This window comes from Sporosarcina sp. P7, assembly GCF_002743425.1.
Lineage (GTDB): Bacteria > Bacillota > Bacilli > Bacillales_A > Planococcaceae > Sporosarcina.
Genome location: NZ_PDZF01000018.1, coordinates 18,553 through 35,078 on the forward strand (window position 1 = coordinate 18,553; position 16,526 = coordinate 35,078).

At 41.8% G+C, this 16,526-nt stretch carries 11 protein-coding genes; 8 read left to right on the forward strand and 3 right to left on the reverse strand.

Annotation, left to right across the window (positions count from 1 at the left end; translation table 11 throughout):
* Positions 1 to 79 precede the first annotated feature (79 nt).
* From CSV60_RS14160 to CSV60_RS14175, 4 genes are all read left to right on the forward strand, one after another.
* The gene (locus CSV60_RS14160) at positions 80 to 1,702 is read left to right on the forward strand and encodes a M20/M25/M40 family metallo-hydrolase (protein ID WP_099637434.1); all 1,623 of its coding nucleotides are present in this window, start codon (positions 80 to 82) and stop codon (positions 1,700 to 1,702) included.
* 355 nt (positions 1,703 to 2,057) lie between these two features.
* A complete protein-coding gene (locus CSV60_RS14165; protein ID WP_099637435.1) occupies positions 2,058 to 3,944 on the forward strand; it encodes an ABC-F family ATP-binding cassette domain-containing protein in 1,887 nt (628 codons plus the stop codon).
* Positions 3,945 to 3,965: 21 nt separating this feature from the next.
* Positions 3,966 to 5,087, forward strand: coding sequence for a virulence factor (locus CSV60_RS14170; RefSeq protein WP_099637436.1), 1,122 nt, complete (start codon positions 3,966 to 3,968; stop codon positions 5,085 to 5,087).
* Between the two features lie 160 nt (positions 5,088 to 5,247).
* A complete protein-coding gene (locus tag CSV60_RS14175) occupies positions 5,248 to 7,350 on the forward strand; it encodes a methyl-accepting chemotaxis protein (RefSeq protein ID WP_099637437.1) in 2,103 nt (700 codons plus the stop codon).
* A gap of 198 nt (positions 7,351 to 7,548) precedes the next feature.
* Here the strand turns inward: CSV60_RS14175 and CSV60_RS14180 are convergent, their stop codons facing one another.
* Complete coding sequence (locus tag CSV60_RS14180; protein WP_099637445.1) at positions 7,549 to 8,463, reverse strand: LysR family transcriptional regulator; 915 nt, start codon at positions 8,461 to 8,463, stop codon at positions 7,549 to 7,551.
* A gap of 109 nt (positions 8,464 to 8,572) precedes the next feature.
* On the opposite strand from CSV60_RS14180, the gene CSV60_RS14185 reads away from it, so the two are divergent.
* From CSV60_RS14185 to CSV60_RS14200, 4 genes are all read left to right on the forward strand, one after another.
* Positions 8,573 to 9,604 carry a YeiH family protein gene (locus CSV60_RS14185; protein WP_369823652.1) on the forward strand — a complete coding sequence of 344 codons (1,032 nt, stop codon included), beginning with the start codon at positions 8,573 to 8,575 and terminating at the stop codon, positions 9,602 to 9,604.
* Positions 9,605 to 9,782: 178 nt separating this feature from the next.
* Entirely contained in the window at positions 9,783 to 10,229 is a 447-nt protein-coding gene (locus CSV60_RS14190; RefSeq protein ID WP_099637438.1) for a MarR family winged helix-turn-helix transcriptional regulator, read from the forward strand.
* A gap of 3 nt (positions 10,230 to 10,232) precedes the next feature.
* Positions 10,233 to 12,875 (forward strand): MMPL family transporter, encoded by a 2,643-nt coding sequence (locus CSV60_RS14195; RefSeq protein WP_099637439.1) that lies wholly within the window; start codon positions 10,233 to 10,235, stop codon positions 12,873 to 12,875.
* A 97-nt stretch (positions 12,876 to 12,972) separates the two neighbouring features.
* Positions 12,973 to 14,169: an NAD(P)/FAD-dependent oxidoreductase gene (locus tag CSV60_RS14200; RefSeq protein ID WP_099637440.1), complete on the forward strand. Its 1,197-nt coding sequence runs from the start codon at positions 12,973 to 12,975 to the stop codon at positions 14,167 to 14,169.
* A 143-nt stretch (positions 14,170 to 14,312) separates the two neighbouring features.
* Here the strand turns inward: CSV60_RS14200 and CSV60_RS14205 are convergent, their stop codons facing one another.
* On the reverse strand, positions 14,313 to 15,638 hold the full coding sequence (locus tag CSV60_RS14205) for a CitMHS family transporter (protein WP_099637441.1): 1,326 nt from the start codon (positions 15,636 to 15,638) through the stop codon (positions 14,313 to 14,315).
* A gap of 186 nt (positions 15,639 to 15,824) precedes the next feature.
* On the reverse strand, positions 15,825 to 16,520 hold the full coding sequence (locus CSV60_RS14210; RefSeq protein WP_099637442.1) for a response regulator: 696 nt from the start codon (positions 16,518 to 16,520) through the stop codon (positions 15,825 to 15,827).
* Positions 16,521 to 16,526: the final 6 nt, after the last annotated feature.

A 16,526-nucleotide genomic window follows, 5' to 3' on the forward strand; every position in this document is an offset into this window, starting at 1 on the left:
TGCCTCCTAGGGCACAAGTTCTTTTCTTATTTTGCTTTAAATCAGCTATACTTTACTTAACCGTGAAGGAGGAGATGGAATGAATCGATACCGTTTTGGTACCCCCGAAAAGCTGCGTGCATTGCTTTGTGAACTAGTAAGTTGGGATAGTCGTACGTTAACGGAAGGAGAGCGTTTCTTTTCCTGGAAGCTACAAAATAAGTTGAGCGAACTTGAATATTTCACTGAGAATGCTGACAATATTACACTTCATGATGCGGGTCTCGGGCGGCAAGTTGTGCATGCTCTTTATGAACATCCTGATGCAACAGATACGATTGTGTTAATCAGTCATTTTGATACTGTACAAACGGATGAATACGGAGCACTTGAACCCCTTGCATTTCATCCGGAAGAGCTAACGAAGAAGTTGCTAGAAAATAAAGAGATGTTACCTGAAGCTGCGCGGCTTGACTTAGAATCAGGAAACTATCTATTCGGCCGAGGTACGATGGATATGAAGATGGGGTTGGCTTTACATATACAGTTGATCGAACGGGCAAGTATGGAGAAGTGGCCTATTAATTTATTATTGTGTACAGTACCGGACGAAGAAGTAAACTCAGCGGGGATGCGTGCTGCTGTAAAGGAACTTGTACGTTTGCAAGAGCAAGAAGGGCATCGCTTTAAATTATTCTTGAACGGAGAGCCTTCATTTTCACAAGGACCTGCGGATACGAAAGAATATATTTACTCCGGGACAATTGGAAAGATTATGCCTTCTGCTTTATTCTACGGGAAAGAAACGCATGTCGGCGAACCTTTAAAAGGGATGACTGCAGATTATATGGCATCGTTTTTGACACAAAAGATGGAATGGAATCCTTTATTCCGTGAAATAGAGCAGAACGAATCAACACCTCTTCCCGTTACATTGCACCAAAAAGATTTGAAAATCCAGTACTCTACACAAACGCCACAGCGGGCAGCTGCGTTATATAATGTCTTTCTATTCAAGCGGACAGCTGCCGAGATCATGAGTTTATTTGAACAAGTGGCGAATGAAGCGATGGCACAGTGTACTGAACATTATAAAGCAGTGTGTGAACGTGAATCGGCAGTGCCATTAGGAGATATTCGTGTGCTGCGTTTTGAAGAGTTATTAAAATACGCTGAAGATCAGTTAGGAAAAAATGAAGTGAACAGATTAAAACAGGAAGTGCTGTTGCAGGAAGAATGGGATGACCGTGAACAATGCATACGTATTGTCGATACGCTCATGATGGCGTGTCAGGAACTAGGTCCAGCGACCGTCTTATTCTATGCGCCCCCTTATTATCCGGCTGTTAACACGTCTGACGATCCCCTTGTAAAGGAATCGATTGAGTTTGTGCAAGAGCGTGCGCAAGTCTTTGATCTAACAATTGAACAAGTACATTATTTCAATGGAATTTGCGATTTGAGTTATGTGCATTATAAGGATGAAGAGGATCATTGGAAGGCGTTTGCAGAGAATACGCCAGTCTATGGTGCGACGTATTCGATTCCGTTTGAGGATATGCGCAAGCTAACTGCACCGGTGCTGAATGTGGGTCCTTTTGGTAAGGATGCGCATCAAAAGACCGAGCGGCTGCATATCGATAGTGCGTTCAAGGAGATGCCGGTGTTGTTGGAGCAGTTGGTGAAGAAACTCGCGGGCATGAATCAAACGAAGTCTAGATGAGGTTTCTAACAATTTGGGTCTAATGGGTAGAAGTGTTGGAACAGCGCTTGAACCTACCTGAAAGAAAATCAACGAATTGAAAGTACTGATAACGAATTTTAGGCAAAGCAATGGGCATAGACAGGCTAACATCCTGTCTGTAGCTTCTTGCGAAAGTCATCTACCTGACCCAAAGTGGGGCCAATGGATTCTTCACTTACAATGGCTCGCAAAACACCTCTCCATGTTACACTCCACTCACTTTCAGTAACCATCAACCACCACCATACATAGTACGCAAACGCGCATGTTTTCAACTTGCCTGTATTTCAGCTATACTAACATTAGAAGCCATTTAAGAATAGGATGTGCCAGGATGAGTCATTTAGTGGTAGAAAAATTAACTAAAACAGTTGGAGAAAAAACACTTTTTAAAGATGTAGCATTTAATTTAAAAAGTGGAGATAAGATTGGCTTGATCGGGATTAACGGCACGGGAAAATCTACGTTACTTTCCATAATTTCAGGGCAGGGAAGTGCGGATACGGTGACAATGGATCATCCAAATAAGTTCCGTGTGGCATACTTGCCTCAAGAACCGATTGTCAATCCGGACTTAACCGTGATGGAAGCGGTATTCGAAAGTGATGCACCTGTTATTCGTACAAATCTACATTACGAGCATGCATTGCAACTACTAACCGAAGATCCTTTAAATGAGGAATATCAGGAACGTTATTCATTTTATCAAAATGAAATGGATTCAACGGGCGGCTGGGATTTGAATGCCTTAGCACGTACTATATTAATGAAGCTAGGTATCGAGACATTCGATAAGAAGATGGGCGAACTATCAGGCGGTCAACTGAAGCGTGTGGCTCTCGCTAAAGTATTAATCGAACCAGCGGATTTATTGTTGTTGGACGAGCCGACGAACCATCTAGATGTCGCATCGATTCAGTGGTTGCAAGACTTCCTACAAAATGTTCAAGGAGCCATATTATTTGTTACACATGATCGGTACTTCTTGGATCAAGTCGCTACACATATTTACGAGTTAGCGGATAAAACACTTTATTCGCATACCGGAAATTACGCAGATTATTTGGAGTCAAAAGCACTACGTGAAGAGATGTCAGCTGCTTCGGATCAAAAAGACCGTAATCGTTACCGCAGTGAATTGAAATGGATTCGCCGCGGTGCTAAAGCACGTTCGACGAAACAGAAAGCGCGTATTGACCGTTTTGATGAACTTCAAGCGAAAGTGAAGCGGACTGATGAGTCATTGGACTTTGAAATGGATTTGCAAACGACACGTCTTGGGAAAAAAGTGTTGGAAATCAACAATATTACGAAAAGATTTGACGATAAGGTGATATTGAACGGTTTTTCTGCTATTCTACAGGCGAAAGAACGTATCGCGATTATCGGACCGAATGGTGTAGGGAAGACGACACTTCTTCAAATGTTGGATGGGACGACTATGCCGGACACTGGTGAAGTCGATATAGGCTCTACCGTAAAGATTGCTCATTTCCATCAACATTTGCCACCAATGAATGAAAACCAGCGGATCATTGAGTATATTCGTGAGACATCCAATGACATTGAATCAGGAGATGGTGAGCGATTGTCCGCGACACAAATGTTGGAGAGATTCTTATTTCCTTCCTCCGCACACGGTACGCCAATCGGAAAATTATCAGGTGGGGAACGTAAACGTCTATATCTATTGAAATTATTAATGGAACAGCCGAACGTTTTGCTGCTGGATGAGCCGACGAATGACTTGGATCTTGAAACGTTATCCGTTTTGGAGTCGTTCATTGATACGTTCGCTGGAGTAGTCGTGACGATTTCCCACGACCGTTTCTTCTTGGATCGAATCTCACGTAAGCTATGGATACTAGATGGTTCGGGCGAAATCGATGTACGTCTTGGTCTGTATTCAGATTATCTTGAAGAAAAGAATACAAAAGACGAGAAGCCACAAGCTAAAGTTGCGGTTGTTGCTCCGGCACCGGCTCCAGAAGTTAAAGAAGCTAAAAAGAAAATGACATACGCGGAAAAACGTCAGTGGGAAACTATTGAAACGGATATAGAAGGAATAGAAGAAAAAATAGCCGCGGTACAACAAAAAATGACGACTACGGGCTCAGACTATGATCAGCTCCGCCAACTAGATGAAGAACTCGTAACGCTGAATCAACAATACGAAGAACTGGTCGAGCGCTGGTCTTATTTACAGGAATTAGCCGATTAATTATATTGGAGGAGAGTTTTCTTGAAAATCAAATCGATTGAACCGACACCGAGTCCAAATTCTATGAAAATTATTTTAGATACCCCTTTGCCTGATGGAATAAGTCATAACTATAAGAAAAAAGACGAAGCACATGCACCTGAGCCGATTCGTTCCCTTTTGGCTATACAAGGAATTAAAGGAATCTATCACGTATTAGATTTTATGGCAGTAGAGAGAATTGGGAATGTTGCGTGGGAATCCATCCTTGCTGAAGTACGATCGGTTTTAAATGAAGACAGCGAGTCACTTGAGCAAACTGAAGAGCAGAAGATAGACGAGCATTTCGGTGAAGTCTACGTTCATGTACAGACCTATAAAGAGATTCCATTGCAAGTGAAAGTGTTCAACAGTGACGAGGAATCTCGGTTTGGCTTAAGTGAACGTTTCATCCAAGCAATGGAAACTGTTCACCATTCTGAAGTGGAAAATTACATTTTACTGCGGAAATGGGTAGATTACGGAATTCGTTATGGAGAATTGCAGGAAGTGGGCGAGCAAGTTGTACAAGAACTTGAAGCCGCGTATCCTGAAACACGCTTGCATGAACTTGTGGAAAAAGCGGAAAAGGCTGACGGAGATGCAAAAGTTCGTGGAAAGAAAGTGACATTGGCGGAATTTACTGTTCCAGAATGGGAAACACGCTTCCGCTTATTGGATCAAATGCCGGATCCAGACGTTTCGGATTATCCAGTACTTACGCTAGCACTTGAAGATGAGAAGATGTCCATCCGAAGATTGGCTACAGTGTACCTTGGAATGATCGAGGATGAAACCGTCATCCCGTTTATCGAAAAAGCACTTGAAGATAAAAGTTGGGCGGTTCGTCGTACAGCTGCAGACTGTATGAGTGACCTTGGCTATGTTGGTTTCGAATCAGCTGCTATCGCTTTACTCCAAGATAAAAACAAGTTGGTTCGTTGGCGTGCTGCTATGTTCCTCTATGAATCCGGAACAGAACGAGCATTACCCGCACTGCACGAAGCAGAAGACGATAATGAATTTGAAGTGAAACTGCAAGTCCGTATGGCGATCGCTAGAATTGAAGAAGGCGAAGAGGCAAAAGGCTCCATTTGGCGTCAAATGACCGAAAGAACTAACTAATTTATTAACGCCTATCGAAAGACGTTAACTATCTCGAATCCTAAACCTTGTCTACTCGACAAGGTTTTTTTCTATGACTTTCAGATGAAAATGTATACTTTTGATAAGGACTAAAGGTATAATGAAGATCTGATCAAAATTTACTAGGAGGGCATATGAAGTGAAGAAGTCTGCAAGTATTGCGATGAAACTCTCAAGACTAATTATCGTATTATTTTTATCACTATTTTTGGTATACTCAGTTGTTACTAGTTTCATGTTACATAAGCAAAGCATTAAAGATGCTGAGGAATTTGCGTTGGAAAGTGCAAATAAAAATTCACTTGTTCTTAGTGCGAAATTCAATGAAACGAATGAAATGTTACGCACAACAAGTCACATATTGGAAACATTACAAGCGACAGGTGATATGAAACCGGAGGAAATTATTCGGATCATTAAAAACAATTTGAAGAAAAATGAGGATGCTACTGGGATGGCAGCAGTCATCAATCAGTCCGCATTCGCGGAAGGAGAAGTCCTACCAAAGAACTTGCTAGATGAAAATCAACAATTTATTCCTTATGTCTTTAAGCAAGACAATACTACTGATGTAGAACCATTAAGTGGTATGGATGATTCTACAGCAAATAGTTGGTATACCGTTCCGAAAAATGAAGCACGTGCGATTTTAACAGAACCTTACTCCTACGAAACAAATGGCAAAATCATTCTCATGACTACTATTTCCGTTCCGATGGTAGATGCATCAGGAAATTATTTTGGTTTGTTAACTACAGATATATCCATAGATTTCTTGACTGATATGGTGAAGACGATTCAACCAAAAGGCGGCTATGCTTCTATTATTACAGACGCTGGATATATTACGGCGAACAGTCTAAAGCCTGAACTAAACAATAGCAATATGGCAGATGCAATCGATTGGAATGCTGCTAAAGTACATATTGATCAAGGTGAATTGGCAAGTATGTATGTAGATTCTCAGAGTCTAGGTGAACAAGCATTTAATGCCTTCTCTCCAATCAACTTAAAAGGAATCGATGAGAAATGGTCAGTACAAACTGTTACACCGAAATCTGAGATTTTGGAAACATTCACCGCTATTTTGTGGATTACAATTATATCGGCAATCGTAATTATGTTGCTGATGTCAAGCGCATCCACGATCTTCATTTATCGACTGTTGAGGCCGTTGAAAACCCTACAGCAATCCATGCAAACCGCTGCTGCAGGTGACTTGACGATGATGGTAGATGAACAGAAAATCCGTCACGATGAGATAGGATTAGTAACACTTGCTTACAACGATATGTTGCGTCAGACGAATGCGGCGTTACAAACCGTGCAACTGTCTTCGAGTCAGTTGAGTGCGTCATCCTCGCAAGTTACGCATGCTTTCGAAGAGCTAGTTGCCGCGAATCAAGAAGTGTCAGTAGCGACAGATGAAATTGCACAAGGCGCTTCTAAACAATCCGAAGATACGGAAGTAACGAGCCAACGAATTTCTGATTTAGCAGACCGTATGGATCATATCCACACAATGTTCATGACAATGAATCAGTTGTCTACAGACGCTTCTAAGTCTGCTGAGAATGGCATGTCGGAAGTGAAAAGTCTTCGTGTTCATAACACGACAGCAAATGAAATGAATAAAAAAGTACAGCTTCAAATCCAAACATTGACTACTAAAATATCATCTATTAATCAAGTCATTGAAACATTGCATGGTATTACTGCAAGCACGAATCTTCTAGCGCTTAATGCAAGCATTGAAGCGGCTCGAGCGGGTGATAGTGGTAAAGGATTTGCAGTTGTTGCGAATGAAGTACGTCAGCTAGCGGAACAGTCCCGCAGAGAAACTGAAGTAATTCAAGAAACCGTGAAAGAAATCTTGTCAGAATCACAGCAGACAGTTGACGTCATTGAATTAAACATGAAATCCATGGACGGTCAAAATCAGTCCGTTACAGATACGGAAGAATCATTCGTACAGAACGCGGACATCATTGACCAAATTCGCCAATCCATCACAGAGTTATCCGAGAAACTTGCCGAAATGATGGAATATAAAGATGAAGCCATTCTTGCCATCCAAAACGTCTCTGCCATTTCGGAGCAGACGGCTGCATCTTCTGAAGAAGTGAGTGCGTCAGCTGCCGCACAACAGAGTGAATTGGAACAAGTAGCAGAATCTACAAATCAAGTGAATGAGATCGCTGGGGAATTGAGAAGTGTAGTCGATCGATTCAAATTATCGTAATTTACTTGTGTAATCAGCAGAAGTGGCATAGTCCACTTCTGCTTTTTTGAATTGAAAGCTTTATTCTCTTTTTGGGACTGTTTTACGCAGTACAGTTTCTGATATGTAAGTGTCTGCATTTCTTTTTGCTATAAAAATGCGAGAGCAAATGCAGTGACTTACGTAAACCATCCACCAACCCCTCACTCAGAAAGGATATCACGATGTGGTCCTGATATTCAAAACCGTCAACTCTTCACTATTCTTTAACAACTCAATAAACACTTGCAACGCCTTCGTTTGAAACGGAGAGTTCGTCACGATAGAGAAATGCCGCTTGAATGGCGTTCCTTTCACCGATAGCGTCTTCAAATTACCATAGCGCAATTCCTTTTGTATCGCCCACTGTGATAGCAAGCTTACGCCAAGTCCCGCTTCGACGGATTCTTTAATCGGTTGCGTGCTACTGAATTGCATAATGCGTTTTGGATAAAATCCTGACTGGGAAAAGAATAATTCTGCCGCCTCCCGTGTACCTGAACCTTCTTCGCGTAATAGCCAGATTTCATCTTCTAGTGCAGTGATCGACTGTCGTCCTTTTTTCTGAGTTAGTGGATGATTGCTAGGCGTGACGATGTACATTTCGTCTTCTGCAAAATCTTCATTTTGAAGCGGTGCGGCTTCCTTGAAATGTCCTTCGATCAAGCCGATGTCGAGTTGGTGAGTAATGACTAACTCCGCGATGTCTGCTGTATTTCCAATTGTGACTTGTGGTTCAATCGCCGGGTAGTCTGTGACAAGTTTAGACAGAATATGAGGCAAGACGTATTCGCCGAAAGTATAACTGGCCCCAATAGTGAGAGGACCGCTAGCTTTATTGCCCAAGTCATCTACTAAGTTTTGCATTTTTGAATACAAGCCCGCGATTTCTTTTGCGTGATGATAGACAATTTCTCCAGCTTGGTTGAGTCGTACGTATTTATTCGTTCGCTCGAGCAATCGTACACCAATGGATTCTTCGAAAGAACGAATATACTGACTGACAGCAGGTTGTGTCATATGCAGTTCTTCTGCTGCTCTAGAGAAGTTCTTTTGCTCGGCTACCTCAATGAATACTTGCAGTTGTTGATCGATGACGAGGCAACTCCTTTCCATGTATATGGATTTACTTATCATAGCTATTATAAATAGTTATTTCTCTTATAGCCAGCTGTTTTCTATACTAGTACTAGGGGGTGTCATCATGATTTGTTCGAATATGACTCCAGAACAGCATGCACTACAACATCCATCTAAATGGAAAACATGGACCGGTGGAATAGCTTTTACATTTTTTATTGCATTTATAGGGTATGTATTAGCAAAAGTACCAGGTTTCGATCATATTGGACAAATGGCATGCGCAATCATAATCGCGGTGGCATACCGTCATTTTTTTGGCTATCCTGAAATGATTCGAAGTGGAATTGCTTTCTCGTCCAAGCATTTACTTCGCACTGCGATTATTTTATACGGTTTGAAATTAAATATAGATACCGTCTTAAGCGACGGGCTCGGCTTACTTGCTCGAGATGTAGGTGTCATCATTTTCGCGATATTCATGACCATTTGGCTCGCCAAAATATTTAAAGCAGATAAAAACATCTCGTTGCTTTTAGGTGTCGGGACAGGAGTCTGCGGTGCAGCAGCCATTGCAGCAGTGGCACCGATTATTAAAGCAAAAGATGAGGACACGGCAATAGGTGTAGGAATCATTGCCTTAATGGGTACAGTGTTTGCGATTGGTTACACGATTTTACGAACCATTCTTCCACTCGATTCAATCGAGTACGGAATGTGGGCAGGAATCAGTCTACATGAAGTTGCGCATGTAGCTTTAGCGGGTGCACCGGCAGGAGAAGATGGCTTAGCGATTGCCTTATTGGCTAAACTTGGTCGAGTATTCCTCTTGGTGCCACTATGCTTCATCTTCATTGCTATCATGAAACGTAAGCATACAGATGAAACGGGTACTAAAATTGAATTTCCATGGTTCCTCGTCGGCTTTATCATTCTAAGTATTTTAGGAAGCTATGTGTTTGGTCACTCCATTCCTGTCTCAGATCACGTAATGGAAGGCGTCTTTACACTGACCACATGGTTACTAACAGCAGCCATGGTTGGACTTGGCCTAAACGTTAGTCTACGAGATGTAAAAGACCGCGCGATGCGTCCACTTGCCGCTATGACAGTCACATCCATCCTCTTATCCGTCATCGCCTATTTCATTATTTAATACACTATACTGATAAAAAGTCAGTCTACGAGTAACTATCTCGTAGGCTGACTTTTTCGTAGTGAATTCTTTCCATAACTAGCAATCAATAAAAATTACATAAAAGACGTCTAAACTAGTTGACTTTATTTAGTCCACCCCCTAAACTATTCATTATTGGTTTAGGGGGTGGACTACTTTGAAAAATCAGCTTCAAGAAGCAGTAGAACTATTTGAAGAAGTCATGATCTACGGTACAGAACATGTCGTGAAAAACTTGGACGTTCCAATATGGAAAGATTACTCACCAGAACAAATTCACGTACTGAAAATACTATCTGCTTACGGTCAGCTATCCAGTGGACAACTGGCGGAGATTCAAGGCGTACATAAAAGTGCTATTTCGAGTCGTCTCAAAAAACTAGTCGAAAAAGATCTTGTACAGTCTGAAAAAGACGTGAACGATCAGCGGATGAATCGAATATCACTAACCGAAAAAGGTCATGAAGTACTGTCGCTTTCAAATGCTGCAATAAATGAAAGCGTCGAAAACTTGTTGAAAGATCAAATCGATGAACAGGAGCTTGAACAATTCATCAAGACATTCCGTAAGCTGAAATCAATTTTAGTCACAAAGGAGAGATAAGGCGTGAAAACGATTTTAAAATTCAAATGGCCTATTGCGATCGGTATCGTGATACTGACTGCTGTTTTATTTATACTAGCACCTGACTTGGCAAAGCAGGCGGAAAAAGCAGGCTCTTTCCAATTGCTAGATTCAGCAGATTCTCAGAAGGCTGCAAAAATGCTTGAAGATGCGGGACAAGCGGATGAAACCATTTCGCTCGTCTATGATCTTGAAAAACCGGCAGACAAAGTAAAAAAACAGGAAATTTCCGCAACTGCCAAAGAAATTCGGGATGCCAGTAACATTGTAACGGATGTTCTAGATCCGTTTGAAAGTGAAGAAATGAAAGATCAGCTCGTTTCTAAAGATCAAAAAACTGTATTGCTCCCCATAGTGGTAGACGGTACAGATGATGAAATTATTCAATTGGCTAAAAAAATAAAAAAAGATATCGTATCTACAGAAGACAAAGTGTATATGACAGGCGAAGTAATTATCAATAATGACGTAAATGAAAGTGCGCAAGAAGGATTAAAAAAGACAGAGATTATTACGGTGGTGTTGATTTTTGCTTTATTACTCATTGTGTTTCGCTCGATTATCACACCATTCGTTCCGTTAGTCGCAGTAGGAATCGCTTACTTATTAAGTCAGTCATTTGTAGCGTTCTTCATCGACTGGTTTGGGTTCCCGGTTTCGAACTATACCCAAATATTTCTAGTCGCGATTTTATTCGGTCTTGGAACAGATTATTGTATTCTGTTATTAAGTCGGTATAAAGAAGAATTACTAGCTGGACATGAAGTGGAAGAAGCAATTATCAACACGTATAGAACAGCTGGACGCACACTATTCATCAGTGCACTTGCGGTGTTTATCGGTTTCGCGGCAATCGGATTTGCGGACTTCCCGATATTTAAATCCGCAGTCGCAGTAGCGGTAGGGATTGCGGTATTGATGTTCGTTCTATTCACTGTCGTGCCGCTGTTGATGTCCATTTTGAAAGATAAATTATTCTGGCCTGCAAAAGGCGCGGCTTCGCATAAGGATAGTAAATTGTGGATTGCATTCAGTAAATTATCCGTTATGCGCCCACTACTATCCATGGTCATCGTAGCCATCATCACTATTCCGCTATTATTGACGTATGACAATGATCTATCATTCAATACAGTAGATGAAATTGATGGTAGTAAAGAGTCTGTCAAGGGATTACATCTTATTTCGGGTGCTTTTGGTGAAGGGGATTCACTGCCTGTACAAGTATTGTTAAAGAACGATTCTCCAATCGTGAAAGAAGGGGAAATCACCTATTTAGAAGCGATTGCCCGAGACTTAGAGAAAGTGGAAGGTGTCAAAAGTGTTCGTACCGTTACACGACCGACTGGTGAATTATTGGAAGACTTATATGTAGACCATCAAATCGGTTTGATGGCAGACGGTTTAAAACAAGCGAATGATGGCATACAGGAAATTCGTTTAGGTTTGGCGACAGTGCAGTATAATTTACGCGACGCAGCTAATCAATTGCCTTCTGGCGGAACGGGCAGCGGCTTAATCCAAGCTGCAAATGGTATTGAGCAGATCAATGGTCAGCTAGCGCAAATTTCTGGCGGCCTCCAACAAGGTCTTCCTGCCGCACAAGCAGCTGGAGGGTTGGATGCACTAGGTAAAGAATTAGAAAAAGTCAGTAAAGGCATTGCAGGAGCCGGTTCTCAGATCAACCAAAGTGGTTCGCAAATTGGCCAATTAAAAAGTGGTTTGAAGCAGCTAGGTAGCGGTGTCAAAGCTTCCAAAGACGGTTTGGCTGAAGTGACGACAGGTCTTCAAGACATTGCGGATATGCTTGGCGATATGGCGGATACGAAAAGTGTGCGCGACACGGGTTTATTTATTCCTAAAGGGACGCTTGATAGTGAGGAGTTTGCACCGGTCATTGACCGCTACACATTCGATGACGAAAAAGGAATTTTGATGGAAGTGATCTTGAAGGAAAATCCTTATTCACGTGAAGCCATTTCAACGGTGAAAGATATTAAAGATACTGTGAAGCGCTCGGTCATCGGTACACCATTTGAAGATGCAGATTTAGCCTTCAGCGGGATTTCAAGCATGAACTCGGACTTGAATGATATTTCATCGGCTGACTTTACACGTACAGTAACCGTTATGTTAATCGGGTTATTCATCATTCTCTTCGTCTTATTCCGTTCAGCTATTATGCCATTGTATATGATCGGTTCATTATTGCTGACATATTACACGGCGATATCTATTACGGAATTGATCTTCGTCAATGGTCTTGGTTATGACGGAATCAGTTGGGCTGTTCCATTCTTCGGATTTATCATGTTGATTGCGCTTGGCGTGGATTACTCCATCTTCTTACTCGATCGTTTCCGCGAAGAGAGTATTGGCGGTATGAAGGTCAGGGAAGCATTGATGTATTCTATGGCGAAGATGGGTACTGTTATTATTACGGCAGCAGTCATTTTGGCAGGAACATTTGGTGCTATGATGCCTTCAGGCGTATTGAGCCTCATGCAGATCGCAACGATCGTTATTTCGGGATTACTGCTCTATGGTTTAATTATTTTGCCATTGTTAATTCCAGCCATTACGATTTCGTTCGGACGTGGTGTTTGGTGGCCGTTTAGAGGATAAAGGAAAGGTGCTCAGCTACTAATTGAGCACCTTTTTTGTCTATGTTTATAGGAGCAGTCTTACAGGGTAAATAAAATATAAAAGGGGATTGCTACTCATGAAGTTACATACGGGGTCATTATATTGGGAGTCGACTTTTACAAGAGAAGGATTTGCAGAAGTGAAACGTCAAGATTTATATGATGTAGCAATAGTAGGCGGCGGAATGTCGGGTGCGCTGACTTCATATGTATTAGCGAATGAAGGGTATTCGATCGCGTTGATTGAACAAGAAGAAGTAGGTGGGGGGAGTACTGCTGCAAATACTGGTTTACTGCAGTTCTCCAATGATATTATGCTGCATGAATTAATGGAGCAAATTGGCGAAGAGAAAGCTGTGGAATTTTATCGAGCGTGTAAAGAAGCAATGATCCATTTGCAAGACGTTGCGGAACATGCACCATTTGATGTCCAGTTCCACACACGCGAAAGTTTGTATTATGCCAGCACGGAAGAAGATGTAGTGAGATTGCGTAAAGAGTTTGCTGTGTTGCAAAAATATGATTTTCCGGTCGAGTTTTGGGAGTCTGAAGATATTAAAACGCACTTTCCGTTTTCACAACCTGCCGCTATCGTGACGGCAGGGGATGCAGAAGTGAATCCTTTGCGTTTGTGTATGGGCGCAATACAGTATGCATATGAAAAGGGCATGGATATATTTGAACATACCGAAGTACTCGGGGTTCAAAATACAGAAGAACGTGTATTCATTAAAACGACGAACGGAGAATTCCAGGCAAAATCCGTTGTGGTCACTACTGGTTATGCACCGACTCTAGGTATGAAGATTCCCCAAAAAGACGTAAAAGTTACATATGCAATCGCAACACAGCCACTAGAAGATTTATCATTCTGGCACAATCGAATGATGATTTGGGAAACCAAACGTCCTTATTTATATATGCGATTGACGGATGATCATCGCATTGTGGCGGGTGGCTTGGATCAAAATATGGATACGTTACCGAGCTCACAAGAAGAAATCGATACGAAATTTAAGCAATTACAACAGCAATTGCAAGAGCTGTTTCCTAATCAAGAGTTCAATTTCGAGTATGAGTGGACAGCGTTGTTTGGAGAGTCGACGGATGAGTTACCAGTTATAGGCCGTCATCCATTTGAACAGAATATTTATTATTTGATTGGTCTTGGCGGGAATGGAACGGTCTACAGTATGTTGGGGGCGTACTTAATACGTGATGAATTGGCAGGTACGTCGAACCCCAATGAACATATATTAGAAATAGAACGTTAAACAACAGGTACAAAAGGTTTTTAGTTGCTTATAGTATGTATGAATAGGAATAGGCTGCCGAGGAGATCATTTACATGACGTTCCGCGACAGCCTATTTTTTTATTCATGATGTGCTACTATCGTTATGGAAAGAATAGAGATTTTAAAACGTAATAACGCCCATTGCCATTGTAATAAGGAATAAGACGATACTGAATCCCCACATAATAACGAATGAGTAGCGGATATGCTTACCCATTTCTAATCCCGCAAGTCCCAATGCTAGCCAAAGTGCAGGCGAGAAGGGGCTAACGAATGTTCCGATAATGTTTCCAACGATTAGTGCATAGGCGATGGAAACGGATGGAACACCGAAACCGGAAACGACTTGCTCTACAATCGGTAGTAATGCGAAGTAATACGCGTCCGTACTTAACAATAGATCGAACGGAACACCGAATAGGCCGATGATGATGTGCAAATACGGTACGATGATTGCCGGCAATACTTTCACTAGATCGGTCGCTATTGAATCTAACATATTGGTCCCATTCAAAATACCGAGGAACGAACCGGCTGCTAGGATGATCGCCGCCATGAGTAGAGCATTCGGTGCGTGCGCTTTAATACGGTCCATCTGTTCATTCACAGAGCGATAATTTAATGGAAGTGCGATACTGAATCCGACCATGAAGATAAAGCCTGCAGGTACTTTTCCCCAAACGAGTAAGCCGATGACAGTTACGGCAATAATCACGTTAATCCATAACATGTTTGGACGGAGGAGGGAAGTGCCTTCTGATTCTACATTTTGCTCTTCCACTTCTCCTAGTTCATCCAATTTGTCATCAAAATCCCCACTAGCTACTTTCTTAGCAATAACTCGCTTTTCACGTAATCCGAGAATGAACGCAACGGCAATTAATAGTAGGAGACCGATGACTTGAATTTTAATAAGTGGTCGCCATAATTCCGTAACATCGACACCGAGTACAGCTGCTGCCCGTCCAAGCGGGCCGCCCCATGGAACCATGTTGACGATACTTGCTGAGGTACCGACAAGTAGTAGCAGTAAATAAGGATTCATTTTCAACCTTTTGTAAAGCGGTAAAAGCGCAGGGATCGTAATTAGGAATGTAGAGGCGCCAGAGCCGTCTAACTGTGCGACAGCAGCGATTACCACCGTCGCCATAGCAACAGCAATTACATTTCCTCGTGAAATTTTAATCATCGTATTAATTAGCGGGTTGAATACGCCGGCATCTTGCATAACACCAAAGAATAAAATCGCAAAGATGAACATAATCACAACGCTAATAACAGACTCAATTCCGCTGTTGAAAAATTCTCCGACTTCCTTGAAGTTGAATCCGGCGAAAAATGCACCGAAGATCGGAACAATGACCAACCCAACAATCGGTGTGATCCGGCCACTAATTAATAATGCGACGATAATAAAGATCGTCAGTATTCCAATAATACTTAACATAGCGATTTCCCTCCAATGGATAAAATGATGTAAGAGTCTGTAAGCGGATACAAATAGAAGTGTCTGAATAATTCCACTTAAGCTGTCCATAATGTACCATGTCGAAAAGCCGCTAAAAAGCTTGTTTACATAAGAACGATATAATTCATATTATGTGTTTTGTTCATTTTGTTCACGGTTGCGTATTTAGATTTTTTTATAAGTCCGTTCAGGTCTGCCGACATCTCCATAATGCAGCTGTGCTCCTACTACTTCAATCAATACAAGGTATTCTAGATATCGACGTGCAGTAGAACGGCTAACACCGGCTGCTTTACCTACTTGAACAGCAGTTATTCCTTCCGCAGGACTTTGCAGCAAAACATTTTCTATCACTTCAAGCGTCAGGCGATCGATACCTTTTGGCAATGCGTCAGAAGTAGAATCCCGCTGCATCTCAGAGCCAAATAATACACGGTCGAGATCTTCTTGGGAAAGTTCACTTTTAGATGACAGCAATATTTTCCTTGAACGGTACCGTCTAAATGCTTCCGCAAACCGCACTGGCTCGACAGGTTTGATTAAATAATCTAACACGCCTCCATGGAGTGCTTCCTCTATTATATTAGTCTCTTTAGCAGCTGTTAGCAGCATAATATCGATTGTGGGGAATTCTCTTCGTAGATGCCAAAATAAATCGAGTCCCGGACTGTCGGGTATGTACACATCCAATAAAACCAGATTGGGTAGCGCCTTTGCCTGTTGCAAAAAATCGATAGTCTCAGCGGCAGTTCGCGTTTCTGTCACGACTTCATAGCCGGTGATCTGTTCGATTAGTTGGCGATTAATCTTTGCGACTCGGAAATCATCTTCTACAATTAGTACTTGTATAGTACTGATCACGGGGAT